We start from the raw sequence: 26,411 nt of genomic DNA, 5'->3' as shown, positions 1-26,411 counted from the left end.
TCACGTGAGCTTTTCTAAAGAGGATATTTTACGCATTGCCAAGGAAGAGAATGTTCGTTTCATTCGTCTGCAATTTACAGATCTGTTAGGTACTATCAAGAATGTAGAGATTCCGGTTAGCCAATTGGAAAAAGCACTCGACAACAAAATGATGTTTGATGGTTCCTCCATCGAAGGTTATGTACGGATTGAAGAATCCGATATGTATCTCTTCCCAGACCTTGATACTTGGGTAATCTTCCCTTGGGTGACTGATAGCCGTGTTGCACGTCTGATTTGTGACGTGTATATGCCGGATGGTACTCCATTTGCTGGAGACCCACGTGGTATCCTGAAGCGTTGTCTGAAGGAAGCCGAAGAAATGGGCTTTACAGCGATGAATGTTGGACCTGAACCTGAATTCTTCTTGTTCAAAACAGACGAAAGAGGTAACCCAACTACAGAATTGAATGACCAAGGTGGTTATTTCGACTTAGCTCCTACAGACTTAGGGGAAAACTGCCGTCGTGAAATCGTATTGACCCTTGAAGAAATGGGCTTTGAAATCGAAGCTTCTCACCATGAAGTGGCTTCCGGCCAGCATGAAATTGATTTCAAATATGCTGACGCGATCACTTCTGCTGACCAAATTCAAACTTTTAAGCTCGTTGTGAAGACGGTTGCCCGTCAACATGGCTTGCATGCAACTTTTATGCCTAAACCATTGTTTGGTATTAACGGATCTGGTATGCACGCTCACCAATCCTTGTTTAATGGCAAAGAAAACATGTTCTACGATGAAAGTGACAAGCTAGGTCTGAGCAAAACTGCACGTTATTATATGGCTGGTATTTTGAAGCATGCTCGTGCTTTTGCAGCGATTACTAACCCAACAGTGAACTCTTACAAACGCCTTGTTCCTGGCTATGAAGCACCTTGTTACGTAGCTTGGTCTGCAAGTAACCGTAGCCCGATGATTCGTATCCCAGCTTCGAGAGGGCTTAGCACACGTGTTGAAGTTCGTAACCCGGACCCGGCAGCTAACCCATACCTCGCACTTGCTGTTATGTTGAAAGCAGGGCTAGACGGAATTAAGCGTAAGCTTGATCTTCCAGCTCCAATTGACCGTAACATCTATGTGATGTCTGAGGAAGAGCGTATTGAAGAAGGCATCCCAAGCTTGCCATCCGATTTGAAAGAAGCGCTAAGCGAAATGATCCGCAGCCATGTAATTACCGAAGCTCTCGGCGAACATGCGCTGGCTCACTTCTACGAGCTGAAAGAAATCGAATGGGATATCTATCGTACACAAGTTCATGAGTGGGAAAGAAACCAATACATGACACTTTACTAGAACCTTTAAACCCTTGGCGCTCTAAGCGTTGAGGGTTTTTTTTGTGGGGGTAAGGATGATAGGAGATATTGTAGAGGTTTATGAACACCTCCGTAATGCCCCCAAAAAATGTAGTGATCATTCGAGGATGCTTCTCATATGAGCTTCAAATTTATCCATGCTGCTTTCATTTATTTTCTTTGAAATATGTGTGTATATGTTCGCTGTGATTCTCATACTACCGTGACCTAAACGTTCTAGTACATACTTCATATCGTTACCAGCCTCAAGTATAAGAACAGCATGAGTGTGACGAAAAGAATGAATCGGCATCGCCGGGAGACCAATACGTTTCAAAATTCGCGAAAAAGAATTGAATAAAGAAGATTTCGGCATGAAGTTTCCATCATCTCTAGAAAGAACTAAGTTTAACTTATGTTTATAGGAACCCTTCTAAGCTAATTTATGTTGGTTCTGATATTTAATGTGTTGCTTTAGATCGCTAATGATAGATTGACTAATTTTTATCGTTCGTTGCGAATTAAACGTTTTTGTATCTCCGAATAGAGTTGCTTCATCCTCAGCTGAAAAATCTAACGTCTTACAAATGTGGCAGCCGGTTTAGAATCTGAACCTCCACCGTTGTGGTAATGGTATTCTCCGTTTTCCAGTCCCCACTTTGCGCAATTTGTGCGGCAATAATGACCCCCATTTGCATCTGTGCGTCCTGGATGTGCCTCAGCAAGTACAGGCATCAATAATAAGAAAAGTGACATGAAGCTTGAAACAAAAATTCTTTTCATAAAAAATAAATACCCCAATGTTTGATTCTTGGAGTAGTCTATCAGAATACATTTTCACTTATCCCTTATTAAGCTAACTGGGAAGGATAGTTGAATGATTTCGCGAATAACTTAAGTCATGACGAATTTACGAAGTTCCCAAAAAGGCGTTAGCCGAAAGAAGTTCTTAGTTTAGGAGGAGTCTATATGATATTAGAAAAAGTTATAAATAGAATTGAAATACAAAGTGAATATAAGGATTTTGTTGATAAGTATATAGATAATATACTTACCGAATTCAAAGGTAAGATTCATAGCATTTATATGTGTGGCTCGATTCCAAAAGGAATTGCTAAACCTTTTACGTCAGATGCAGACTTTACTATTGTATGTGTAAATCCCAAAGATATTGATTACGAAAGATTGTCAAATATTAAAGACAGGCTTTTGGAAGAATATCCAATAGTAACTAAGATTGATACGATAATTTGCTCGATTGACGATGTATTAAGTAAACCAAATGAGTGGGGTTTTTGGGTAAAGATAATTTGTGTTTGCATATATGGTCATGACGTTGGTGAAAAAGTACCACCGATAATTATTTCTCCAGAGTTCATTTTAGACTTAAATACAGAGACCAAGGAGGAAGTAGATCGTATACATAGTTTACTTTCTAATGCTAGTGATAACACAATGAAAATTAGATATATTAAAGGTTACTCTAAGAGATTAATTCGTGCATTATACTCTTTGGTTTTAGAAGATACAGGTGTATGGCAAGATGACATTATTAAGATGAAGAATGCCATATTAAACTATTGTGATATTGACTCCGCTTTAGTTGATTATCTGTATGCTTGTTACTTGGATAGTAATGTACTTGTTGAAGAGTTTCTGGGAATTGCAGATGAAGTATATAGCTATTTTGAGAACGCCTTAAATACAATGGCTGCTTCCAGAACTTCCTTCGACTAACACCATATTGACGCTCCGGGTCACTCTGAGAAGCGAGTGACCACATCCAGCCCCCTAAGCCCGTCGGGACGTCACTGCGTTAGGTGTTCGGCAAGCCTCACAACTATAAGCAGCGACTCTAATTAAAACATAAGACTATTGAGCTAACGGGAACTTTAGTTGAATAATACACATTAATGAGCAGGCGCTACGGTAGCCTGCTGTTTTCATTGAAGTAACGGGCAGATTTGCACAATAGTCACCGCAGTTTAATGCGACTTCAAAATAAAAAGGAGAGAAAAGACCCATGAATACTACACTTGGCAGATTAACAGGTCGAATCGCAATAGTAACAGGTGCAAGTCGCAGCACAGGAATCGGTGCTGCAGTGTGCAAAGAGTTGGCCTATCTAGGCGCTGATGTATTTTTTACACACTGGGTTAGTTACGATCAACAGATGCCCTGGGGTAGCAATAACGAGGAGCAAAAGCAACTTTGTGAGGAAATACGTTCCATGGGCGTTCGTTGCGAACACCTAATGATGGATCTTTCTGTACCTGAAAGCTTTATGGATTTATTAAATAACGTTGAGCAGAAGCTAGGAGAACCTTCCATTCTTGTTAACAATGCTTGTTATTCGGTTAACGATGACTTAACCACGATTACCCCAGAGTCTTTGGATGCACACTACGCAATTAATGTTAGGGCGGTAACTATGCTTAGTGTGGAATTCGCTAGACGGTTTACGCAATCGGCAGGTGGTCGAGTTATTAATATGACATCGGGCCAATCACTAGGCCCCATGGCTGGTGAAATCTCTTATGCCACAACGAAAGGGGCAATAGATGCTTTCACACGAACTTTTGCAGCAGAGGTGGGTCCGAAAGGCATCACCGTAAATGCGATAAATCCTGGACCCACAGACACCGGCTGGATGACTCCTGACCTACGACAGCAGTTATCTAAGCAATTTGTAACAGGTAGAGTAGGATTGCCTAAGGATGCAGCTCGTCTGGTTGCATTCTTAGCCACCGATGATGGGGAGTGGATTACCGGCCAAGTTTTACATTCCACGGGTGGATTCAACTAACGGAGAACGATAGCTCAATGAGACACCTAGCTAATACGATTGTGAAAATCGCCTCGTCAGTGATAATGCTGACGAGGCATTATAATTTGATGTGTCTTATATCAAATTCAGCCCATCCTGGTGGCAGTGATTCGAAGTCGACTTCTTCGAGGGCTTCTGGTTAAATAATTATTAGTAACGGTTCATATATGTCAATCAACGCACCTATACGTTCGCTGATACCAATAAAAGTACCAATAGCTACAATACTTCCGCACCTTCCACCAAATCCGCTATCGTGATTGTCACAGATACGCACGGACTGTCCCGGCTTTAAATCTTCCCATCTCATAATTTAGGGGGTGCTCCTAGTTCTTCAAAAGTTCTCTGGGACATTCCAAAGTAAGCAGCACTGTCATTTGAGTAATGGTTCTGTCGTTGTATCGGTAGCATCAGTGGCGTCTCCGGGAAACTATTTTCGTTTGCCGCGCGGGCGACGTTTTATGGTTCCTTTTTTCTTGTCCTTTAGTAGTAGATAAGCTGTGTAACATTGTATTGCTGCTGTTAGGAGTTGTACCATGTAGAAGAGTCATCACAGGGATAACCTGAACTGCTCTTTTATTGCTCAAAAAATATTGTTTTATCTGTAATCAACTCTACGAGTAAGCGTCATAATAAAACCTTGCTGACCATGATGGTAGCAGGGTTTTTGTTCATACATTAAATTTCTTCCCTCACGGAGGCAATGGATCCTATGATACATCCACCAATGATTCCGGAGCGAAGCCAATTAGCGATGGTTATCCGATATCTACAGTTAATTTTAATGGCGATGATTCTCCTAATACGATTTTCAAGCCACTTTTAAGATAGCGATGTTCTGGATTCTATTCCCTAGATTGAAATCTTCAATTGCATTTGTAGTACCTCTTCTGATTGAAAATTGGGCTATATTTCCTGCCCACATAAACGCCCACAAAATGCTCACAAATAATAGAAGGAAGACATTGAAATCCGTAATCGTTTTCTCAGAGAACCCTTTATTTTAACGGAGTTAGGTACTATTCAGACCATTAAAAAAAGGCAAACTGTAAATTGTACTCAGGTTCATGAGTTGGAAAGAAACCAATATATGACGCTTTACTAGAACCTTTAAACCCTTAACGCCTTTGGTGTTGAGGGTTTTTTTGTGTGTGGGGGTAAGGATAGGAGATATTGTAGAGGTTTATGGACGCCCCCGTAATGCCCCCAAAAAATGTAGTGATCATTCGAGGATACTTCTCATATGAGCTTCAAATTTCTCCATACTGCTTTCATTTATTTTCTTTGAAATATGTGTATATGTGCGCTGTGATTCTTATGCTACCATGACCTAAACGTGTTATTCCAAAGCTTGAAAGGGGTAATAAGCTGGCTAAACGATTTTATGAATTGGACTATAAGAATGCTCTCCAACTTGGGACAAGCCATTTTCGCGACAGGTAAAACTTCTTAGCCTCTTATAAGGAGAATGCTATGACTCAGTCAAATGATTGAATTTTTGAATTGCGAGCTCGGCCTTTTGATAAATTTCACTCGTATGTTTCGTTATCGATAATCAATTCAAAGGCGAATCCAAAGCATGCGTTACCTTTGAATTCGTTCTTGACTAAAATGTAAAAAAGCCAGAAGGCTTAACACCATCTAGCTTAGCTGCATAGCGAAAAATGGATTATTAGGATGAGGGCAAAGAATATGGTTTTTGAGGAATTGTGCTGCAGACCATAGTTCGACAGTTGGAAAGTAAACGTTCGATCATATACGAAGTATCAGAAAGAAATGCGGGGAATAATGGTGGTATGGATAGAGCTGACGCATCGTTCACACACATCGTGGGCGGGACATTTGATTGGATCGAGAATGTGGATGAGTTCAACGGGTTAGGGAAGGCGCCGTCATGACACAGGTACAAGATAAGACTTACATTTGCACTCGAGAGAAGGCAGAGGGGACACGCTTAATATTATGAAAGTAAAGTTGTGATTTCTGAAGGGCAGTCGATACAATGACTACTGATTTGCAGCTGAATTTAGTATCAATAAATTATTATACTTCGCTGCATGCTTTTGCTCATCGAGAATAATGCCATATAAAGTATCCTTATAAACGCCATACGGAAGACCGAACCATATCTTTCGATACTTTTCAACCGCTGACAATTCACCTTGAAAGGCTTTTTGCAAACCATTGTTATACGAATTAACTTGTTCAGGGACTTCGTCGCTAACTCCTGTCACTTCATGTCCTGTCAATTCTCTGTACATTTGTCGAAACATAAGATTATGCCCACGTTCATCATTCCGAATAGAAGTAATAACTTCAGCTTGTTCTTTATTCGGAGCAAGTTGAATGAGTTGGTCATAAAAAAGTTCGTCATTTCGTTCACCTTGGACTGAAGTCCTCATTAATTCAAGAGCCTCTTGAGTTGAAGTTGCCCAAATGGGGACAAATTGAGATCTGAACCAATAAGGATACACCATATACATTAGCAAAACCTCCAATAATTTATAAGTATTCTATCAACAATCATATGCTCGCTAACTGATTGTATGAGCATGATCTCACTTCTTACTTTTTCTTAATTAGACCAAAGTCAAAAAAGTGGACGGTAAGAAATAGATTTTCTAGTAAATTGCTCAGCAAAACGAGCAGGTGAAAGATACCTTATCGACGTTTGCGCACAATTGGTTTTCCTTATTGCTGTGAGTCGCTATTTAATTTTTTTCTGAAAATGTGTTAAGTAAAGTGTTTTGTGGAATTTGTTTTACTTAATTGATGTGTCGTCTACCTTGCTCTTGCTCAGTCCAATTAACCTTATGAAACCGAGAAGAACTAAGATCTCATGGGTCACTTTATGGAATCTGGTGGCATTAATTAAGATAGTAGGTGCCCGAATCGTCCGGGAACAATTTGAATTTCGAGCACAACTCCATAGCTGTTAATAAGAACGAGTCGATTGTTTGAAATTTTTCAATCCGTAGCAATAAAAATGAAGAAAAGGTTTGAAGATTAAGAGGACACGTCACTCATGTGGGTAATAACTAATATAGTAATAAGGAGGTGCGTAATGAAAAAAATATTATTAACTACAGTTACTAGTATTCTTCTGTCTTCCTCAATTCTCGGTGCATGTAGTAACAATAAAACAACAGACGAGGCAAAACCTACAGCGTCAAGTGCAGCGCCTATGCCAGTTGTCGAAGCTACAACCACTCCTGAACCTTCTGCTACTCCTTCTATGGAGGTGCAGGAGTCCGCCAGTCCGGAGGCCACTGATCCTCTAACATCCGATCGACCAAAGAACAAAGCATTTGGTGAACAGGAGGGAGGGATTTCAGGGCAAGAAGGTACACTTGAGCAAGGTGATGGATATTCCCTGTATGTCTTTCAGGATTTCACACTAGACTCGCAGTCTAATCGTTTATTATTGACTAAGGATCCAACCTATTATGCCCAAATTGAACACTTGCCTGCCGGTTACGAGCTCACCGCTCTGAAGCAGCAGGGACAAACCGAGCTTTCTGCAATTGGCAAAGCCAACGACCATAGCGGGGAACTAATTGAACATCCTCTAGGTTTTGCAGAATTATATCTGCAGGCAACCGGTGATAAAGGGATAGAAGATTATATGGTCTGGAAGAATCAGGCGGGGGAAGCTTTTCTTTTTCGGATACACAATCCTAAGGGGGATTCGTCGAATAAGTTTGCACCTTGGGTGATGGTTTCACTGGCAACACTTGAACTTGAAAGGAATTAAGTGTGATCAGAGCCGTAGGAGTTGTGCGGAGTAGAAGGGGTGTGCCATAACCATAATCAAAAAAATGGTTGTTGGCACACTTCTTCTTCTTTTTGGTACCTTACTTCATTCGAACGCCAATTTTCGTTTGCTGAGGTTGCAAATTTCGCATATGAGCCCGCTATAGGACCCAACAGACCTTATATGGAGCTTTATCTCACATTTGGGATACTAAAGGACTCCATAGTCGCTATTGGCATTAAAAACGCTCAATATGAGCCTCATCCTTAGGAATAACGTCACTGGTGGACCTCTGTCAAGAAAGTGGACAGTCACGCAACAGACATTCTAGTCAATTGCTCAGCAAAACGAACTGGAGAAAGATACCCCAGCGCGCCATGCATTCGCTTGCGGTTATAGTAAAACTCAATATATTGAAAAAGTGTCTGGTAGGCTTGCTCCTTAGTTTTGAATCGTGGATTACAATAAATGAGCTCCTTTTTCAAAATGCTGTGCCACGACTCGATACAGGCGTTATCATAACAGTTACCTCTGCGGCTCATGCTGGACTCCATGCCATACGCTTTCAACTGCTTTGTGTATTCATGAGAAGTATATTGAGAACCTCTATCGGAGTGATGTAATAGACCCTTTTCCGGTTGTTTAGCTTCGTAGGCATCTTGTAAAGCGCCCGAAATCAAGCTAGTTTCCATATGGTTCTCCAAACGCCACCCCACGATTTCGCGCGTGCAAAGGTCCATCACACTAGCCAGGTACAAGCGCCCTCCCCGGCAAGGAATGTACGTAATGTCGGTAACCCATACTGAATTGGGTTTGCGTATTTTAAATTGCTGGTTCAGCGTATTCGGGGCAATCGGATGGTCATGATTGGAGTCAGTGGTCTGTACCCGATACGTTTTGGAGACAATGGAGCGAAGCTTCATATGTCGCATGTACACACTCACCGTGCGTTCGGTAACGGTATAACCTTCTTGATGTAACAGGCGGGTGATCTTCGGACTCCCATACCGCTTTTGATGGTCTGTAAAATGATACTGAATTCGCTTCATTATCGCAGCCTTACGAAGCATATGCGTACTGGTTTTTTCTGTCCGCCACTTGTAGTACCCGCTCCGTGACACATGTAGGGTCATGCACATCTTCTCCAAGAGAAACTCGGAGCGATGTTTTTCAATAAACTGGAATCTCAGTTCCTTGGTTTGCTGAAGATGTGCACTGCTTTTTTTACGATCGCTAATTCCTCTTCCACATCGGCAATCTTGTTATCTTTTTCTTGAAGTTGACGGCTCATTTCTTTCAACTGTGCCTCGAGTTCTCGTACTCGATCCACGCTAGCTGCCGGTTCATTCTTTAATTCTCGATACTGGCTCATCCATTGATGCAGGGTACTTTTTGGGATGTTGAGCTCTTCCGCCAAGTCGCCCACTGTTTTTGTTTGCTCTTGAATGAACTGCACTGTCTGTTTTTTAAATTCTTCGTTATACCGTTGTCGATGTTCTCCCATGTGAACACACCTCCGTGGACTCATTATCGCCAGTCTGTTAACTACTGTCCACTTTTTATTCTAGCTTCATGGAGTCCGAAACCATGCTTCAAAGGCTCAAAATTAGCAAATAGCGTCATCTGGGTCCGAAAGTCATGGCACGTAGTAGAGGGATTTAATGTTAAAATATCTTATATATAGATAACTAATTCTTTCCTGGGAAGGAGTAAGTTCATGCAAATTTTTATTTACATAGGATTGGGCTTCTTTATAATTTCAGGTATATGTGTTGGAGCCTTCACGACAGGTACACAACAAAGAGGTAACTTTTATTCGGAATCTAAGCAAGACCGTAAAGCTAAAAACAAAGTAGCGAATTGGTCCGCTTTAGGTGGTCTTATTTCATTAGCTGTAGCTGGGATTCTTTATTTGTTGTAAATGAACGCACAACATAAGGAGGAGTGTTGCAGATGGTGAAGATTTTTAATGAAAATACGGTCTCTTTTACACAAAAACAGTCCCCGATCCCAGAGTTTGCTTGGCATACGAGTGAAAGGTTAGCTGAAATGGTGGGCTCCAAGCATTTAGTTTTTGATATCAGATCTTTAGATCCTGATAAATATTCTTTTCCTTATCATTTTCATAGAAATGCTGAAGAAATATTTGTGATTTTAGCGGGAAAAGCGATGTTAAGAACACCCGAGGGTTTTACGGAGGTTACTGAAGGGGATGTAATATTTTTTGAAATGGGACCGGAAGGGGCGCACCAGCTTTATAATCATTCCGATGCACCATGCAGGTATCTGGATCTCCGAACGAATCAGGGAATAGATATTTGCGAATATCCAGACTCAGGCAAAATCAACATTTTGCCCTATCAAGAAATCTATCAAGCAGATGAACAGGCGGATTATTGTAAGGGAGAAGAGCATGTAAGGGAAAAATGGAATGGGGGAGTGTAATTGATTAAAGATCGTTGGTTTACAGTAACTGAAATTGATCCGACCACCTATGCAATCAGTGAATATGGACATTGGGAAAAGGTGCATTCTTTTTTACTCTTGGGGCAAAAACAAGCCGCGTTAATTGATACGGGATTAGGTATTGATAATATAAAAAGAATAACGGACCAGTTAACGGATTTACCTATCGCTGTCATAACTACGCATGTGCATGCAGATCATATTGGCAGTCATGGGCAATTCGAGACAATCTATGTTCATAAAGCGGATGAGGATTGGCTGATTAACGGAATAAAAGGCTTGTCCCTTGCCCAGATTCGAAAAGATATGAGCCGGGAGATCACCCTTCCTGTTCCTGAAACCTTTGATCCTAACACCTACATACCTTTTCAAGGGAAACCAACAGCTCTTTTACAAGAAGGGGATGTGCTCGACATAGGCGGGCGTAAAATAGAAATATACCACACACCAGGTCATTCGCCAGGTCATATCAGCCTTTTTGATCATGCCAACGGATATCTGTTTACAGGTGATTTATTGTATGACGTTACGCCGATCTATGCCTTTTACCCTTCGACTAGTCCGGTTGATTTAGTGGCCTCCTTAGAAAAGATTACGGAAATTCCAGGAGTTACCCAAGTATTCGGTTCTCATAATACACTGGGTTTAGATCCATCTATTTTACAAGAGGTCAAAAAAGCGGTTCGTGAGTTACGTGAGCAAAAGGTAGTAGCACATGGTACGGGCATTCACCAGTTTGATGGGTTTAGTGTGCAATTTTAGATTTTTTTATGTCGAAAACAAATGGGGGTATGGCGATATGGCGTCTACATCAAAGGCTTTTGCTAGATCAATGGATTCTTATTTAAACTACATTAAAATGCCTTGGGGGAGATTGTTTTATCATTCCGCTTGGCAGCAAATTGACAATCACTGCAGCTCTGAAGAGGTTCAATCTATTTTAGATATCGGCTGTGGTTTTGGGATAACCAGTCGTGAATTCGCAAAAAAAGGTTATACAGTTACAGGGATAGATCCGACTCCAGAGATGATAGTCATTGCGCAAGAGTCTGCATGTAAAGACGGTCTTAACATAGCCTTTAGATCGGCAACGCTACAAGATGCAGATGTATTAGCGGACGGATATGACTGGATTTTTTGCCATAATGTGCTTGAATATCTCGATGATCCAAAACAATTGTTAATGGACATTAGTAAAAAACAAAATGAAAACGGAATGCTTTCTCTTATAACTCATAATCCAGTGGCAAAAGTGATGAAAAAAGCCGTTATGAATAAAGATCCTATGGGGGCTATAGACAGTATTGGAAACACGCAGGAATATAGCGGCATTATTCAAACAGACATTACCATCTATACAAAAGATCAATTAGTGGAATGGCTCGCGGAGTGTGGTTATGAGATTAGAAGTATATACGGAATACATAATATCTACGGATATATTGTGGATAATGAAATAAAAATGGATGAGCAATGGCATGTAGAAATGGTGGAGCTAGAGCTTAAGTTAAGCAGTTTATCTCCATACAAGGACGTTGCTATTTTCACACATCTTATTGCGCAAAAAACAACTTAATTATTCAGATACGATTGACCTGAACAGTGCATGTAATTGTTGTACTTGGGAGTAAGCTTCCTTGTACTGGTTGTCGGATTGTTGAATAGGCAATAAACCCGGCAAGAAGGAGATACAATACACAGGCGTTTCTTTGCTGTTCATATATATTTTAAGCGTAAGCTCTTCTATCACATTAGCTTCTTCATCGGTGTCCTTAAGGACATTAATATCTGCACTTGTTGCAGTAGTTTTGCTGTTTTGATGTCTTTTGGATACTTTTGAAAGGGTAAGTGCGTTAACCACAATCTCGGATCCCATTACATTATCAAAAGAGTATAGCTTTGCTACTGCTTTTTTGTTACTCTTCGGATTTTTGGTACCGATTGCCAATTTTTTATTAGGCTCGTTAAGTGCGATCAAGTGAGATTGATTGGGGGGAATGAATGTTTTGGTGAAGCTGATGTTAAAAGATGAGGTCGCATTAACTAGCTTAGAAATTTCAGATGAAGCAGATAGCGTTTTCAATTTTATAATGGCGGCACTTAGAATTAAAACAACTCCTAAAATAGCAAATAAGTACATCAAGATAATCAGCATATAATCACACCTCCTAGTTATCTCATTAGACTCAAATTGTTGCTTATTGAAAGATATGCCTGAATGATCTCCACTAGTATCTTTTAAAAGGGAAATTCGTGGAATTATAGGATCGGCTTCACGATTAACCCAAAAAAAGCACCCAGAGAAACCTTCCGATTCTGCAAATGATGCAAAATTGGGGGTTGCTGCAAGGGTGCTTTTTAAGATGATTATGAAAACCTATAGAAAATTGAAGGCAGTGATATGATCGGTATAAACAATCAGCTGTTTGTATTCGATCGGAGTCCCATAACTAGCATAAGGTCTTACAGTAACGTCATTGAGGACAACAAAGTTATAGCTGAAATTTTTATCAGGGTGTTCTGCTCCCAAATAAGATATGTATTCGTCTACAATTACATCATCCATCAAAGATTTTAAATCAAATACATCCTCTTTGTTGGAGACGGTTGGAGAGACGATTCCCTGAATGCTGCCAAAAGAGGTGAGCAAATTCACTTTTTTTCCACTAGCTTGTTCATCATTTAAAAGTAAACCGGACAGCTTACCCAGTGCATCGACTTTAAAATCGACGAGGGTTCTAATTTTTGAATTATTCAAACTAAACACATCCTTTTCAATTTGCAATCCTGTTAACAATATTCGACATATAATCACCAAACTCCTAGTATGCTAATGAAAAAATACTTACTTATGTAATGACCCCCATTTTTTAATGTGATTTGGGGGTTGCCGAGCCTCCATTCGAATTTAATTTCTTATCGTTACTCGTGTGCCTATAGGGACAATAGCAGCGAGTGCTAACACATCCTCGTTGTACATCCGGATGCAGCCGTGGGACACCTCTTTCCCAATGGAGGAAGGGTCATTGTTTCCATGAATTCCGTAGTGTGGTTTAGACAGTCCCATCCAAAACACACCGAAGGGACCCCCTGGGTCGGGTTGTTTGTTAATAATAGTGAATTCACCCACTGGGGATTGGGTTAACATCTTACCGATGCCGACAGGGAAACCTCTAATCACAATATCATTGTCCAGAAGATATAACATTCGTTGGGTCAGATCTACAATAATTCGGTAGTTGGGCATTATACGCAACACTCCTTTCTAATTAGGATATGAGCAGAACGCCTAAAGGGTTATTCATAGAAAATGGCCATTTTAGCCATTGGGAACAAATGTTCGTAAGTGGTTGGAAAAGCAAAAAAAACGTAGAAAAAAGGCTGTTCCGCATATGCGGAACAGCCTTTTATGTTAGAAGTGCATACTTAGTGGATATCTCGAAACAATCCGATGACTCTTCCGAGAATAGTTACGCGATTAAGGCGAAGCGGCTCATAAGCTGGATTCTCCGGCTGAAGCCGTATATGATCACGTTCCTTGTAAAAGGTCTTAACGGTTGCTTCATCTTCTTCGGTCATGGCTACAACGATATCTCCGTTGTCCGCTGTTTGTTGTTGGCGAACAATCACATAGTCACCATTCATAATGCCTGCGTCAACCATACTATCACCCATGACAGACAGCATAAATACTTTGTTGTCACCTACATAGTGAGTAGGAAGTGGGAAGTAGTCTTCGATATTCTCTGTAGCAGTGATAGGTACCCCGGCGGTAACTTTACCTACGACAGGAATCCGTGAGATGGTCTGCGCGAATTGGTGAACATTCTCTGAATCCTCTTGGCCTAGTAATTCTATTGCACGTGGCTTCGTTGGATCTCGACGAATAAGTCCCTTCTTCTCAAGCCGGTCCAAATGACCGTGAACTGTGGAGCTGGAAGCAAGGCCAACAGCTTCTCCAATTTCCCGGACGGAAGGTGGATAACCCTTGCTGCGGACTTCGCTTCGTATAAATTCCAGGATCGCCAGCTGGCGACTTGAAATCTTTGACATTGGAATCAACCCCATATAGTAATGTTTGGGAAAATTATAACATAGAACTACCGTTCGCACAAACATAAGTTCTAACTATTATAAATATTAATCTGCTAGAGTTAAAAAATGGTAGACAAATGATAATAAAATGAACCGCTTGAGTCTCTCAAAAAAAAAGAGAACAATTGTTCTGAAATAGTATTGAACAAAACACATGTTCGTGTTATTATAAATTCGAAAGTAAGAACAAGTGTTTGGAGGATGATGATTATGCTAAAATACAGTACATACCGCAGCATCTACGACAAGGCCCCAGTGGTTGAATCTATAGGACATAATGACGTTGCCCGTAATTCCGCTAAGGTGAAAGAGATAACGGAACGTTTGCTTGGAGGGATGATTTCGTTGTTCCGTCAAGATTTCTTTATTAAGTTAATATTGATTTTCGTGCTAGTATTATCTGGCCTAACAGTAGTGGGAAATGTGTTTGCAGGATCGACGACTATAATGAAGGAAGAGAAGCGGATTGTGGTTGAACGTGGAGATACACTATGGAGTATTGCTCTTAAGAATAAACCAGCTGATATGAAGACAGTTGTTTATATAGAAGGAATTAAACGTTCAAGTGGGATTAAGAGTAGTCAAATTAACGCTGGAGACATACTTACTTTACCTATTTATTAATTTTCTGAGAACATAATAGAATGACCAGTAGAGCTTGCAGGGAGTAGACCTTGACAAGCTCTTTTTCTCATGGCAGAGTTAGAATTAATTTATAGGGGGAGGGAAAGTATTGAATATTGATGAGTTGGTCGCGCGAATTAACGAATTGGCACGCAAACAGAAGAGCGTAGGCCTTAATCAAGAGGAAGTGGCGGAACGCGCCAAGCTTCGTGAAATTTACCTGGGGAATATCCGCAATAACTTCCGAGCACAATTAAATACTATTGAAGTAGTAGATAACGATGAGCATGAACAAGGTAACAAGGGGCTTAAACATTAGCTCGCTGTTCCTTTTCATAGATATTTCAGGATGACTAGGGGGAACGCACATGGCCCGTTCTTGGGAAAGAATGGTTCAACGCAACACACAGCAAATCAACAAGCAAAGAAAGAAACAAGGCAAGGATACGATTTATGCCTCTAAATCTCCTACCCAGAATGCCGAAGTCTTTAAAGGTCGCAACATTGCATTTCCGGTAGTGTTAGTGATACTTGGCACTATGTTTTGGGTAGTTGGTTCTATTGATCAGGCCAAAGGCAATGGCATGCTGGCTAATTGGCTGGGAGTAGTACTGTACTATTTGCTGGCAGCGCTATTGTTCTTCCGTCGTCCGTACTTGAAGGTGGAAAAAGCAAGACTGTCCACTATTAAATTCAATCGCGAACGCGGACTTCCAGCTGCAGATATTGAGAAAATCACCCTTTCGCGTGGAGCTGTAGTCATTAAGCACAAAGGGAAACGTACGAAATGGATTTTCACAAAACTTATGAATCGCTATGATACTAATGCGATGAGTACACGATTAGAAGCATTCGCTAAAGCTCACAACATTGAAGTAGTTCACGAATAGAACTAGACCAGTTAAAGGGAGAGGGAGACCTGTAATGCCAATTTCTGCTGTACTATTTGACCTTGATGATACATTGTTGTGGGATGATCGGAGCGTCGAAGAAGCATTTCGATTTGCTTGTGAAGCCGCCGGGGATACGATCGATCCACAAGAACTAGAAGTTGCAGTTCGTAAGGAAGCAAGTAGCTTGTATGAATCTTATGAGACGTTCCCATTTACAAAGATGATCGGAATTAATCCATATGAAGCACTCTGGGCTAACTTTACGGCAGGTGAACAGCCAGAATTCCGTCAATTGGAGCAGCTTGCACCGGTATATCGTAAAGAGTCTTGGCGTCGCGGACTTGCAGCGTTAGGGGTGGAAGACGAAGCACTAGCTGAGACCTTGGCAACTAAATTCGCAGCAGAGCGCAGAAAACGTCCATACATCTATGAAGAAACAATGCATGTACTGGAGCAGTTACGGGGTCAAGTGAAGCTTTTGCTACTTACGAACGGCTGTCCTGCACTGCAACAAGAGAAACTAGATGGTGTGCCCGAGTTAATTCCTTTCTTTGATCATATTGTGATTTCCGGAAGCTTTGGTAAAGGCAAACCGGATAAGGAAATTTTCCTGCATGCTTTAGAGCTTCTTGATGTAACGCCTGAGCAAGCGGTTATGGTCGGCGATAAGCTGACAACGGATATCCGTGGGGGGCTGGCAGCAGGGTTGACCACGGTCTGGATTAATAGAAAAGGTAGAGCACCTAGTCTTGATATTCATCCGGATCATGAAATCAATCACCTTGAGGAACTTCTTCCACTAGTTCAATCCTTGTAAGATATACAGAGCTATTAGCTCCAATATAAAGACTTTATAAAAGCAGCGAGTTTCTGAGATCCTAAGAAACTCGCTGCTTTTCTGTACATACATACTAACATAAGGATTTCATTAGATTTTTAAGTAAATGATTTAAGTCACAAGACTAATGCGGAATTGATGCAAAATACTGAAAAACCAATAATAATGTGTATAATAGATGGAGATGTATAACATGAATTGGTAGATTTTTATTATTCGATAATGATTGGGAGGGCTCCAAATGATGAGATCGAAGAAATTAGTCGCTGTATTATTAGGTGCAACACTTCTAGTACTAGGTGGATGTTCTTCAAATGGAACCAAGCATTCAGAAATACATAACATGAATATGAACATGTCTATGGAACCTATCAAAGTCGAACTACAATGGAGTCCTGAAGAAGTTGTTGTAAATCAAAAGGTAACCTTTGAAGCTGTGGTGACCCAAGATAACGAGGCAGTAGATGATGCAAAAGAGGTTCTGTTCGAAATTGTGAATAAAAATGATGAGGGACAGAAAATAGAGCTTAAGGGAAAGCTAATTGGTAAAGGAGTCTATCAAGCAGAAGGGACCCTTGAAAAGGAAGGACAATATAATGTCACTTCACATGTGACAGCCCGGACACAGCACTCTATGCCTAGCAAAGAGCTGTCTGTGAAACCATGATTCAAAGGTTCGCAAAGGTTACTGAGCAATAACAGATAAAGCAGAGTGGAAAGGAAGGCTTTTCGAAATTCCTTTATTCTGCTAAACTTACTCTAATGTTTTACTGGGGGGACTATTAGTTGGCTAAATATACACTTGAGGAAAGCTTACAACAAAGGATTTTGATCCTTGATGGCGCAATGGGCACGATGATCCAACAGGTGCCTCTTACTGGAGAAGATTTTGGAGGCGATGAGCTGGACGGCTGTAATGAAATGCTGGTATTAACACGTCCAGAAGTCATTCAGACGATTCATGAGCAGTACCTCGAAGCAGGGGCTGATCTCATTGAGACTAACACATTTGGTGCAACCTCTGTTGTGCTAGCTGAATATGATATTCCTCAGCGGGCACGTGAGATCAATCTAGCGGCAGCAGAGTTGGCTCGCAGAGCAGTAGACAAATATGACACACCTGACCGTCCGCGATACGTCGTGGGGGCTATGGGTCCAACAACAAAAACGCTCTCAGTAACTGGAGGCGTTACTTTCCAAGAGTTAGTTGATAGCTATGAGGAACAAGCAGTGGCATTGATCGACGGTAAAGTAGATGTTTTGCTGCTGGAGACCTCTCAAGATACACTTAACGTTAAAGCTGGAAGTATTGGTATTCGTAATGCTTTTGAAAAGACTGGCATCACGTTGCCGGTTATGATTTCCGGAACAATTGAACCAATGGGTACTACATTGGCGGGTCAGAATATTGAAGCATTTTATATCTCATTAGAACATCTGAAGCCTATCTCTATGGGCCTCAACTGTGCGACTGGTCCTGAGTTTATGCGGGATCACATTCGTTCGCTTTCGGAGATCTCCTCCGCAGCCGTGAGCTGTTATCCAAACGCAGGATTGCCCGATGAGAACGGACATTATCATGAATCTCCAGATTCTTTAGCTCGCAAGATTGCAGCCTTTGCCGAAAAAGGCTGGCTGAACATTGCGGGGGGGTGCTGTGGAACGACACCAGAGCATATCCGTGCGATGAAGGAAGCACTTTCTGAATATCCTCCACGCCCGCTGACAGGTAATCATCCGCCTGCACTTTCAGGCATCGAGCCTATCTATATTGAGAACGACAACCGTCCATACATGGTTGGTGAACGTACGAATGTACTTGGCTCTCGTAAATTTAAACGTCTTATCGTCGAAGGTAAATATGAGGAAGCCTCAGAAATTGCCCGTGCTCAGGTGAAGAGTGGGGCACAGGTTATTGACGTGTGTGTACAAGACCCTGACCGTGATGAGATTGAAGATATTAAGCTTTTCTTAGAACTGGTTGTGAAAAAGGTTAAAGTACCCCTGATGATCGATACTACCGATCCTAAGGTTATCGATTTGGCTTTGCAGTACTGTCAAGGTAAGGCGATAATTAACTCCATTAACCTTGAAGATGGTGAAGAGAAATTCGAGCTGGTGACGCCGATCATTCATAAATATGGTGCAGCTATTGTTGTGGGTACCATCGATGAGACGGGACAAGCCATTAAGGCGACAGATAAACTGGAAGTGGCTAAACGCTCCTATGACTTGCTAGTGAATAAGTACGGTTTAGCAGGAGAAGATCTTATTTTTGACACGTTGGTGTTCCCTGTAGGAACCGGAGATGAACAATATATCGGTTCAGCAAAAGAAACGATTGACGGCATTCGTTTGATCAAGGAAGCACTTCCAGGTGTTCATACGATCTTGGGCATTAGCAACGTCTCCTTTGGATTGCCGGAAGCGGGACGTGAAGTGTTGAACTCCGTATTCCTTTATGAATGTACAAAAGCTGGGTTGGATTATGCGATCGTAAATACAGAGAAAGTGGAGCGGTATGCTTCCATTCCTGCCGAAGAACGTCATCTTGCTGAGGAACTGATTTATAATACGAATGATGAGACGCTTTCTGCTTTTGTAGCTGCTTTCCGTGGTAAAAAAGTAGAGAAAAAAGAGAAGATTTCCAACCTGTCACTTGAAGAACGTTTAGCTTCCTATGTGGTTGAAGGTACGAAGGAAGGACTCATTCCTGACCTTAATGAAGCATTGACTAAATCTGGTCCGCTGGAGATCATCAATGGACCGCTGATGGCAGGGATGTCGGAAGTCGGCCGGTTATTTAATAATAATGAATTGATCGTTGCTGAGGTGCTGCAAAGCGCTGAAGTGATGAAGGCTTCTGTCAATCATCTAGAGCAGTTTATGCAGAAGGATGAGACAGCGGTTAAAGGAAAAATTATGCTGGCAACCGTAAAAGGGGACGTGCATGATATTGGTAAGAATCTAGTGGAGATCATCCTCTCCAATAATGGTTATCAGATCATTAATTTGGGTATAAAAGTACCACCAGAGACCATTATCGAAGCCTTCCGTCGAGAAAAAGCTGATGCGATAGGATTGTCCGGGCTGCTTGTGAAATCTGCTCAGCAGATGGTCCTCACCGCTCAGGATTTACGTACAGCAGGTATCGATGTTCCGATTATGGTTGGCGGCGCAGCTTTGACCCGTAAATTTACGAAGACCCGTATTCGTCCAGAATATGACGGTCTAGTATTGTATGCTAAGGACGCTATGGACGGGCTGGATATTGCCAATCGGCTTATGAACCCTGAAGAACGGGAGAAGATTGCCGAGGAAATTCGTGTGGAGGCAGAAGCAGCGGTTGCGGTGGCGCCTAAGCAAGAACTGCCGAAACTAACCAGAGCAGTGCGTTCCAAAATATCTCCAGATGCACCTGTATTTGTTCCACCGGATTTAGAACGCCACGTACTGCGTAACTATCCATTGGGGCATATTATCCCCTATGTGAATATGCAAATGCTGCTGGGTCATCATTTGGGGTTACGGGGTTCTGTAGAAGCCCAATTAGCTGCTGGAGATCAGCGGACTGTTGAACTGAAAGGTACCGTAGACGATATTCTCCATCAAGCAATGCTAGAGGGTACCATTACTCCACATGCTATGTATCAATTCTTCCCTGCACAATCGCAAGGGAATGATATTATAGTGTATAATCCACAGAATACGTCCGAGATCCTGCATACCTTTACTTTCCCGAGACAAGGGGTAGAGCCTCATCTGTGCTTGGCGGACTTCTTGAAACCTGTTGACAGTGGTATTATGGACTATGTTGGATTCCTAGTTGTAACAGCAGGTCACGGTGTACGTGAATTGTCTACTCAGCTGAAAGAAAGCGGAGATTATCTGCGTTCACACGCCTTGCAGTCGGTTGCACTTGAAGTGGCAGAAGGACTGGCGGAACGCGTCCATCATATGATGCGCGATACTTGGGGTTTCCCGGATCCGGCGGATATGACGATGAAGCAAAGACATGGGGCAAGATACCAAGGAATCCGTGTTTCATTTGGTTATCCTGCATGCCCGGATTTAGAAGATCAAGGTCCACTGTTTAAGTTGTTATCTCCGGAGGATATCGGTGTTCACCTTACAGAAGGCTTTATGATGGAGCCCGAAGCTTCCGTTTCGGCTATGGTATTTGCCCATCCAGAAGCGCAGTATTTTAATGTAGAGAAGCTGTAATTCTTTCATTTATATACCTGGTCTGTAGGGGATTGTATCCCTTTCAGCGGAACCTCCCGTAACTGGGGGGTTTTTTGCTGGAAGAAGGTCGTTTAGAATTGAAATGAGATGGTTGAGCCAATAAGCAGAAGGGAGGAAAAAGAATGGATTTATATTTTTTAGGTACTAATGCAGGTGTGCCAACGCTACAACGCAATGTAACGTCCGTTACATTAAGACTGCTGGAAGAACGTCGCAGTATTTGGATGTTCGATTGTGGGGAAGGTACACAACATCAGGTTCTTCGTTCACCGATTCGGCTAGGAAAGCTGGAAAAGCTATTCATTACCCACTTGCATGGTGATCACCTATTTGGTCTTCCAGGTCTATTATCAAGTCGTGGTTATCAGGGAGGGACAGCGCCGTTAACGGTGTACGGACCCCCTGGATTAAAAGCTTACTTAGAGATCTCCTTAGCTGTGAGCCAATCCCGAATTCCTTATAAGATTGAGATTGTAGAGCATTCAGGAGGAATTATATTCGAGGATGATAGCTTTAAAGTTGAGGCTGCATTACTTGAGCACCGGATTGACAGCTATGGCTACCGGGTAACGGAAAAGGATAGTCCCGGAAGCCTCAATACGGAATTGCTTAAGAGTTATGGTTTAAAACCGGGACCGATTTATGGGAAATTAAAAAAAGGTGAAGATGTTGTTACGGATGAAGGTGTACGAATCTGTGCTGCTGATGTTGTCAGGGAACCCAAACGAGGACGTATTGTTACTATCCTTGGAGATACAAGACCTTGTTCGGGAGCCTTAGAACTCTCTCTTAATGCAGACCTTATCGTTCATGAAGCAACCTTCGCCCATGATCTGGCTGACATGGCGTATCAATATCATCATAGTACAGCCCGTCAGGCTGCAGAGTTAGCAAAAGAAGCCAAAGCAGGACAGCTGTTGCTGACTCATTTCAGTTCTCGTTACAGCTCGCATGAAGAGTTAATTCCTTTGCTTGAGGAAGCTGAACTCCTATTCCCAGAGACATTATTAGCTGAGGAATTTAATGCATATCCGGTACCTCGCAGACTAAATGGGCAATAGGGGGAATGATTATTTTCCGGGAAAGCGCAGGAAATGACAGTGCTATGCTAAAAAATGCTGGATGGGACGGTTGTTCGATTTCATTCGACGAAGTGTGTTAGATTTAAAGTAATCACGGAGTAAAAGACGAACGAATGGCTGGACATATTGCCGAAAATCAGTAGGTGATATCTTCCACCTAAAGGGATTGAGTTTTTCTGTAAATCCAAGCAGGGCAAAGGCTACAAGTTTGTTAATAGTATTATTTATTTATTATATTAATTAAATTTATTGTGGAAACTGAGGGGTTAGTGATGGAACAAATTGAAGGATTATTGATTGATCTAGATGGTACATTGTACCATGGGCATAAAATGATTCCCGGTGCTGATCTGCTGATAAAAGCTCTTCGTGAAGCGGATATCCCTTTTTTATTTGTTACTAATAACTCATCGCGTACGGCAGCTAACGTTGCTGCCCACTTAAGTGGAATGGGAATTGAGGCGAAAGCTGAGGAGGTATGTACCTCTTCTATGGCAGCCGCACGTTACATAGCTGAGGAATCACCTGGGGCTACAGTGGCGATACTTGGAGAAGAGGGACTGCGTATGGCTTGCATTGAGGCAGGGCTCCAAATCGTCACAGAATCCCCTGATTATGTGGTGCAAGGTATCGATCGTTCTTTTAATTATGCTTCGTTAGCTCAAGCTTCGCGTTGGATTTTGAGCGGGGCAAAGTTTGTGCTCACCAATCCAGATTTAATGTTACCATCAGATGATGGGGTTATGCCGGGTGCGGGTACGATTGGTGCAGCAATTGAGGCTGCAAGTGGAGTGAAGCCAGTAGTGATCGGTAAACCTGAATCCCACCTGATCAAATATGCGACAGATCTTCTGAACATTCAACCTGAACATGCTGCTGTTGTTGGGGATAATATGCGTACGGATATCGCTGCCGGTGTTAATGCGGGCTGTCGTACAATCCTTGTTCTTACCGGTTTAACCACTACAGAGAATCTGGAGCACTATAAAAGCATCACAGGGATCACTCCCGATGAAATATGTGCCGATTTAGCTGAACTTAAAATGTTTCTCGGTGTATAATAGCTAGGGTCTTATTTACTTCACCAACTTAGAGGGGACGATGAGTATGCCAGAATTGCCGGAAATGGAGAATTATAGACAGCTGCTTAGCCAGCGTATTATAAATGTTCCGATAACTAATGTAATTGTGAACAGAGAAAAAACAATTAACATGGAAACAGAAGCTTTCATTAATGCCTTGATCGGTGCGCGTGTTGTTTTTGTAGAGCGGCGCGCCAAGTATATTTTGTTTCATCTCCATGATGGACGAAGATTACTATTGCATTTAATGCTGGGTGGATTGCTTTTTTATGGTTCAGAAGAAGAACGGCCGGATCGTAATACGCAAGTAGAAATCGCATTTGGTGATCAGATCCTTTATTTTATGGGCCTGCGGTTAGGGTTCTTACATTTAGTATCCGTGAAGGAAAGCGAAGCAACGATGGGTAAGCTTGGACCTGAGCTGCTGGATCGACGGATGACGCCGGAACGTTTTGCAGGAATATTAAAAGGGCGGCGTGGTGCGTTAAAAAGTCTGTTAGTGAATCAGCATGTAATGGCGGGTATTGGAAATTGTTATGCGGATGAGATTGCTTTTGACGCAGGGCTTCTGCCTTCAGTTTTAGTACAAAATTTATCACCTGAAGCCATTTCCCGCCTGTATCAAAGCATTCAAAAAGTATTAACTGATGCGACAGAGATTGGCGGATACATGGAAATGCCATTTATGACCGGTGATACGGTTACGGGTTCTTATAATGATCAATGTAAAGTCTATGACCGTGAGGGCGAGCCTTGCCTACGCGATGGGGGAACGATTATCAAAACAGAGCTGTCTGGACGCAAAGTATTTTTTTGCCCAGACTGTCAGCATGAAGCCTAAACCCAAAGTAGGGGCTCATGTCAGCATTCGTGGTGGATATGGGAGAGCTGCCCGATTTGCTTGGGAGAGCGGTGCAACAAGTTTTCAATATTTTCCGAAAAATCCGCGCAGTCTGAAGTTAAAGACGGTTGATATTCGAGATACAAGGGATTGTGCACTCTTTTGCCAAGAAAAAGGGATCACCTCTATCGCCCACACCCCTTATGCAATCAATATGGCTGCGAATAGGGATGACGCTACCCCTCGAAAGGTGTATGTAGACTCCCTACTTAATGATCTGGAAATTGCTGAAGCCTGCGGTTCCTTAGGTATTGTTGTTCATTTTGGACACTTTGCTGGAATGGAACCGTTACAAGGCTATCAAAATATTATACAATGTATGAATGAGACGCTGGAGTCCTGGGAAGGTAACGCCAAGCTGTTAATCGAGAATCAAGCGGGCAACCATGGTACTGAAGGGATTACACTTGAAGAATTGGTGAAGGTTCGTGAGCTTAGCCAGTTTCCCGAGAAGATTGGATTTTGTCTGGATACCTGTCATGCTTTTGCAGCGGGAATTTGGAATCCTGAGCATACGGAAGACTTGCTTGAACGAGGAAACCAGCTTGGATTTTGGACGCATCTTGTAGCTGTTCATCTAAATGATTCTAAGTTTCCCTTTGATTCGAGACGGGACCGGCATGCTGGAATAGGAAAAGGTTATATCGGCGAAGAGGGTCTAAAGCGCTTAATAACTTCTGATCCATTACGTAAAAAATCTGTTGTTTTGGAAACTGAAAAGGGTCCAGATGGCAGTCATCGGAATGAAATAGCTACTGTTCGCAGTTGGTTTGAAGCGGGGGCTAGAAAGTGATTCATATCTATATGGACGATCTCCGTAAAGGTCCGCTTGGATTTGCTTTAGCCAGGACAACAGAAGAATGTCTTCTGATGCTGCGTGAGTGTGAGGTTGGAATTTTATCGTTAGATTATGATATGGGACCGGATGATTATTCTGGTGGGGAAGTGGCTAGACGGATTGTTCTGGAAGGGCTGTACCCCCGTGAAATCTATCTACACACCTCCAGTGTTTTAGGGAGAAAAGAAATGTATGAAATCTTATACGCGGCTAAACCTGAGGGGATGATCTTGTTTAATGGTCCCCTAAGTTCTGATAAGCTTTATGATATCGCTGGGGAGACGGATCTGAAATGAAGGAAATGAATGAAGCGGATTTACTGGAGCTACTCACGAAACCGGGAGAACCGCTGGTAGTATTTTTGCATACTCCGCTGTGTGGTACCTGTAAGGCTACAGAACGCATGTTGGAAGTAGCGGCACATCTATTGCCTGCTGAACTCCAAATGGTTGCCGGAAATGTGAACATGTTGCCTAATCTGGTCCAACAATACCGTATTACCAGTGTCCCTGCTCTACTTGTGGCTTCTGCTGACCGGATAGAGAATCCGCATATTTATTATTCAATGGTTTCAGTTGAGCGGATTCTGGAATACATAAGGAGTGTTATATCATGATCATTTCATTACAACATTTATCTCTGCGCAGAGAAGAAAGCCTAATCTTGGACGATGTATCGTTAGAAGTGAAGGAAGGCGAAAACTGGGTCATTTTGGGACGAAATGGTTCGGGCAAAACAACAATTTTGGAGATTATGACAGGTTATTTATTCCCTAGCAAAGGAACTGTTGAGGTATTGGGGAATAAATATGGTCAATGTGATTTACGCGAGGTTCGTAAAGAGATTGGTTATATTGGTCCTTCCTTAATGGAGAAAATGTCTTTAAATGATCCGGTGTGGGAGGTTGTAGCTACAGGAGCTTACGCTTATTTGCGTTTCTACGAGAGCATTCCACACGAAGTGAAGGAGAAGGCAATCCGCTTGCTAGAGGATATGAATCTGGGCAATATGGCACTTCATCCTTTTGGAACCTTGTCACAGGGAGAGCGAAAAAAAGCAATGCTGGCAAGATGTCTTATGGCTGACCCCAAACTTCTGATTATGGACGAGCCTTGTGCAGGTCTTGATCTGTACGAAAGAGAAAAAATGCTGGCTGAAGTAGACAAGCTGAGACAACGTAATGTCTCCGTTGTATATGTAACTCATCATGTGGAAGAAATTGTCCCGCTTTTTACACATGTTGCTTTAATTCGCGACGGTAAGCTAGCTGGTTCCGGACCGAAAGAAGAAGTATTAACCAAAGAAATGATCTTGGCCACCTATGATATTCCTGTTGATGTAGAATGGGATAGCGGTCGTCCCTGGATTAAAATTAGACCTGGAGGCAAAACGATTTGAACGAATTAAGACATGATAACGAAGAGCAGACCACTG

General features: G+C 42.1%; 29 protein-coding genes and 2 pseudogenes. 22 read left to right on the top strand and 9 right to left on the bottom strand.

The features are described from left to right. The first annotated feature begins 4 nt into the window (after positions 1–4). Positions 5–1,333: a type I glutamate--ammonia ligase gene (glnA, locus tag MHH50_RS17235; protein WP_036687730.1), complete on the top strand. Its 1,329-nt coding sequence runs from the start codon at positions 5–7 to the stop codon at positions 1,331–1,333. A gap of 117 nt (positions 1,334–1,450) precedes the next feature. Here the strand turns inward: glnA and MHH50_RS17230 are convergent. Both MHH50_RS17230 and MHH50_RS17225 read right to left on the bottom strand, forming a co-directional pair. After that, positions 1,451–1,726: pseudogene (locus tag MHH50_RS17230) on the bottom strand (tyrosine-type recombinase/integrase); the annotation flags it as partial. 218 nt (positions 1,727–1,944) lie between these two features. Then, positions 1,945–2,115, bottom strand: a pseudogene (locus tag MHH50_RS17225) (YHYH domain-containing protein); the annotation flags it as partial. A 186-nt stretch (positions 2,116–2,301) separates the two neighbouring features. Between MHH50_RS17225 and MHH50_RS17220 the strand changes: the two are divergent. The 3 genes from MHH50_RS17220 (at position 2,302) to MHH50_RS17210 (ending at position 6,057) form a co-directional block, all read left to right on the top strand. Beyond that, a complete protein-coding gene (locus MHH50_RS17220; protein ID WP_340033176.1) occupies positions 2,302–3,069 on the top strand; it encodes a nucleotidyltransferase in 768 nt (255 codons plus the stop codon). Positions 3,070–3,355: 286 nt separating this feature from the next. Further along, positions 3,356–4,138 (top strand): SDR family oxidoreductase, encoded by a 783-nt coding sequence (locus MHH50_RS17215; RefSeq protein WP_076281706.1) that lies wholly within the window; start codon positions 3,356–3,358, stop codon positions 4,136–4,138. A gap of 1,730 nt (positions 4,139–5,868) precedes the next feature. Beyond that, positions 5,869–6,057, top strand: coding sequence for a hypothetical protein (locus MHH50_RS17210; RefSeq protein WP_340033175.1), 189 nt, complete (start codon positions 5,869–5,871; stop codon positions 6,055–6,057). 108 nt (positions 6,058–6,165) lie between these two features. On the opposite strand, the gene MHH50_RS17205 is transcribed toward MHH50_RS17210, so the two are convergent. Continuing rightward, a complete protein-coding gene (locus tag MHH50_RS17205) occupies positions 6,166–6,642 on the bottom strand; it encodes a ferritin-like domain-containing protein (RefSeq protein ID WP_076220480.1) in 477 nt (158 codons plus the stop codon). A 581-nt stretch (positions 6,643–7,223) separates the two neighbouring features. Between MHH50_RS17205 and MHH50_RS17200 the strand changes: the two genes are divergently transcribed. Then, the gene (locus tag MHH50_RS17200) at positions 7,224–7,913 is read left to right on the top strand and encodes a hypothetical protein (RefSeq protein ID WP_340033174.1); all 690 of its coding nucleotides are present in this window, start codon (positions 7,224–7,226) and stop codon (positions 7,911–7,913) included. Positions 7,914–8,224: 311 nt separating this feature from the next. Here the strand turns inward: MHH50_RS17200 and MHH50_RS17195 are convergent, their stop codons facing one another. Next, entirely contained in the window at positions 8,225–9,088 is an 864-nt protein-coding gene (locus MHH50_RS17195) for an IS3 family transposase (protein WP_256715985.1), read from the bottom strand. Between the two features lie 11 nt (positions 9,089–9,099). After that, entirely contained in the window at positions 9,100–9,417 is a 318-nt protein-coding gene (locus MHH50_RS17190; protein ID WP_036683594.1) for a transposase, read from the bottom strand. A 213-nt stretch (positions 9,418–9,630) separates the two neighbouring features. Here MHH50_RS17190 and MHH50_RS17185 point away from each other — a divergent pair, with 213 nt between their 5' ends. Genes MHH50_RS17185 through MHH50_RS17170 form a run of 4 tightly spaced genes read left to right on the top strand, consistent with a single transcriptional unit; the run spans position 9,631 to position 11,955 of the window. After that, positions 9,631–9,834, top strand: coding sequence for a DUF5316 domain-containing protein (locus tag MHH50_RS17185; RefSeq protein ID WP_076184440.1), 204 nt, complete (start codon positions 9,631–9,633; stop codon positions 9,832–9,834). Positions 9,835–9,866: 32 nt separating this feature from the next. Continuing rightward, positions 9,867–10,358: a cupin domain-containing protein gene (locus MHH50_RS17180; protein ID WP_076279300.1), complete on the top strand. Its 492-nt coding sequence runs from the start codon at positions 9,867–9,869 to the stop codon at positions 10,356–10,358. Continuing rightward, positions 10,359–11,141 carry an MBL fold metallo-hydrolase gene (locus MHH50_RS17175; RefSeq protein WP_076279301.1) on the top strand — a complete coding sequence of 261 codons (783 nt, stop codon included), beginning with the start codon at positions 10,359–10,361 and terminating at the stop codon, positions 11,139–11,141. 37 nt (positions 11,142–11,178) lie between these two features. After that, the gene (locus MHH50_RS17170) at positions 11,179–11,955 is read left to right on the top strand and encodes a methyltransferase domain-containing protein (RefSeq protein WP_076279302.1); all 777 of its coding nucleotides are present in this window, start codon (positions 11,179–11,181) and stop codon (positions 11,953–11,955) included. Here MHH50_RS17170 and MHH50_RS17165 read toward each other — a convergent pair whose 3' ends face one another. The 4 genes from MHH50_RS17165 to lexA form a co-directional block, all read right to left on the bottom strand. After that, positions 11,956–12,534: a hypothetical protein gene (locus tag MHH50_RS17165; protein ID WP_076128403.1), complete on the bottom strand. Its 579-nt coding sequence runs from the start codon at positions 12,532–12,534 to the stop codon at positions 11,956–11,958. 222 nt (positions 12,535–12,756) lie between these two features. After that, positions 12,757–13,137 carry a hypothetical protein gene (locus MHH50_RS17160; RefSeq protein WP_139329870.1) on the bottom strand — a complete coding sequence of 127 codons (381 nt, stop codon included), beginning with the start codon at positions 13,135–13,137 and terminating at the stop codon, positions 12,757–12,759. Between the two features lie 150 nt (positions 13,138–13,287). Next, positions 13,288–13,626, bottom strand: coding sequence for a L,D-transpeptidase (locus tag MHH50_RS17155; protein ID WP_076128407.1), 339 nt, complete (start codon positions 13,624–13,626; stop codon positions 13,288–13,290). Between the two features lie 179 nt (positions 13,627–13,805). Beyond that, on the bottom strand, positions 13,806–14,432 hold the full coding sequence (lexA, locus tag MHH50_RS17150) for a transcriptional repressor LexA (RefSeq protein WP_036687720.1): 627 nt from the start codon (positions 14,430–14,432) through the stop codon (positions 13,806–13,808). Between the two features lie 252 nt (positions 14,433–14,684). On the opposite strand from lexA, the gene MHH50_RS17145 reads away from it, so the two are divergent. The 13 genes from MHH50_RS17145 (at position 14,685) to MHH50_RS17085 (ending at position 26,375) form a co-directional block, all read left to right on the top strand. After that, complete coding sequence (locus MHH50_RS17145; protein ID WP_076128409.1) at positions 14,685–15,098, top strand: LysM peptidoglycan-binding domain-containing protein; 414 nt, start codon at positions 14,685–14,687, stop codon at positions 15,096–15,098. Between the two features lie 109 nt (positions 15,099–15,207). Further along, on the top strand, positions 15,208–15,417 hold the full coding sequence (locus MHH50_RS17140) for a DUF896 domain-containing protein (protein ID WP_036687717.1): 210 nt from the start codon (positions 15,208–15,210) through the stop codon (positions 15,415–15,417). Positions 15,418–15,466: 49 nt separating this feature from the next. Beyond that, on the top strand, positions 15,467–15,988 hold the full coding sequence (locus tag MHH50_RS17135; protein WP_076128411.1) for a hypothetical protein: 522 nt from the start codon (positions 15,467–15,469) through the stop codon (positions 15,986–15,988). A 34-nt stretch (positions 15,989–16,022) separates the two neighbouring features. Then, positions 16,023–16,808: an HAD family hydrolase gene (locus MHH50_RS17130; protein ID WP_076184436.1), complete on the top strand. Its 786-nt coding sequence runs from the start codon at positions 16,023–16,025 to the stop codon at positions 16,806–16,808. Between the two features lie 262 nt (positions 16,809–17,070). Further along, a complete protein-coding gene (locus MHH50_RS17125) occupies positions 17,071–17,496 on the top strand; it encodes a FixH family protein (protein WP_038571571.1) in 426 nt (141 codons plus the stop codon). 119 nt (positions 17,497–17,615) lie between these two features. Then, positions 17,616–21,053 (top strand): methionine synthase, encoded by a 3,438-nt coding sequence (gene metH / locus MHH50_RS17120; RefSeq protein WP_076128413.1) that lies wholly within the window; start codon positions 17,616–17,618, stop codon positions 21,051–21,053. A 143-nt stretch (positions 21,054–21,196) separates the two neighbouring features. After that, on the top strand, positions 21,197–22,135 hold the full coding sequence (gene rnz / locus MHH50_RS17115) for a ribonuclease Z (RefSeq protein WP_076281714.1): 939 nt from the start codon (positions 21,197–21,199) through the stop codon (positions 22,133–22,135). Between the two features lie 293 nt (positions 22,136–22,428). Further along, positions 22,429–23,217, top strand: coding sequence for a TIGR01457 family HAD-type hydrolase (locus MHH50_RS17110; protein ID WP_076128417.1), 789 nt, complete (start codon positions 22,429–22,431; stop codon positions 23,215–23,217). A gap of 46 nt (positions 23,218–23,263) precedes the next feature. Then, positions 23,264–24,079, top strand: coding sequence for a DNA-formamidopyrimidine glycosylase family protein (locus MHH50_RS17105; RefSeq protein WP_076309786.1), 816 nt, complete (start codon positions 23,264–23,266; stop codon positions 24,077–24,079). Next, complete coding sequence (locus MHH50_RS17100) at positions 24,069–24,932, top strand: deoxyribonuclease IV (protein WP_340033173.1); 864 nt, start codon at positions 24,069–24,071, stop codon at positions 24,930–24,932. Before MHH50_RS17105 ends, MHH50_RS17100 begins: the two co-directional genes overlap by 11 nt. Then, positions 24,929–25,273, top strand: coding sequence for a cyclic-phosphate processing receiver domain-containing protein (locus MHH50_RS17095; RefSeq protein WP_076128423.1), 345 nt, complete (start codon positions 24,929–24,931; stop codon positions 25,271–25,273). The genes MHH50_RS17100 and MHH50_RS17095 overlap by 4 nt, the downstream gene beginning before the upstream one ends. Beyond that, positions 25,270–25,593, top strand: a complete 324-nt coding sequence (locus MHH50_RS17090) for a thioredoxin family protein (protein ID WP_076281717.1) — start codon at positions 25,270–25,272, stop codon at positions 25,591–25,593. Before MHH50_RS17095 ends, MHH50_RS17090 begins: the two co-directional genes overlap by 4 nt. Then, positions 25,593–26,375: an ATP-binding cassette domain-containing protein gene (locus tag MHH50_RS17085; RefSeq protein WP_036687827.1), complete on the top strand. Its 783-nt coding sequence runs from the start codon at positions 25,593–25,595 to the stop codon at positions 26,373–26,375. The genes MHH50_RS17090 and MHH50_RS17085 overlap by 1 nt, the downstream gene beginning before the upstream one ends. Positions 26,376–26,411 lie beyond the last annotated feature (36 nt).

This window comes from Paenibacillus sp. FSL H3-0302, assembly GCF_037982245.1.
GTDB classification, from domain to species: Bacteria; Bacillota; Bacilli; order Paenibacillales; family Paenibacillaceae; genus Paenibacillus_AQ; species Paenibacillus_AQ odorifer.
Note: the sequence above shows the minus strand (reverse complement) of the source record. Positions and strands in the feature narration are given on the sequence as shown.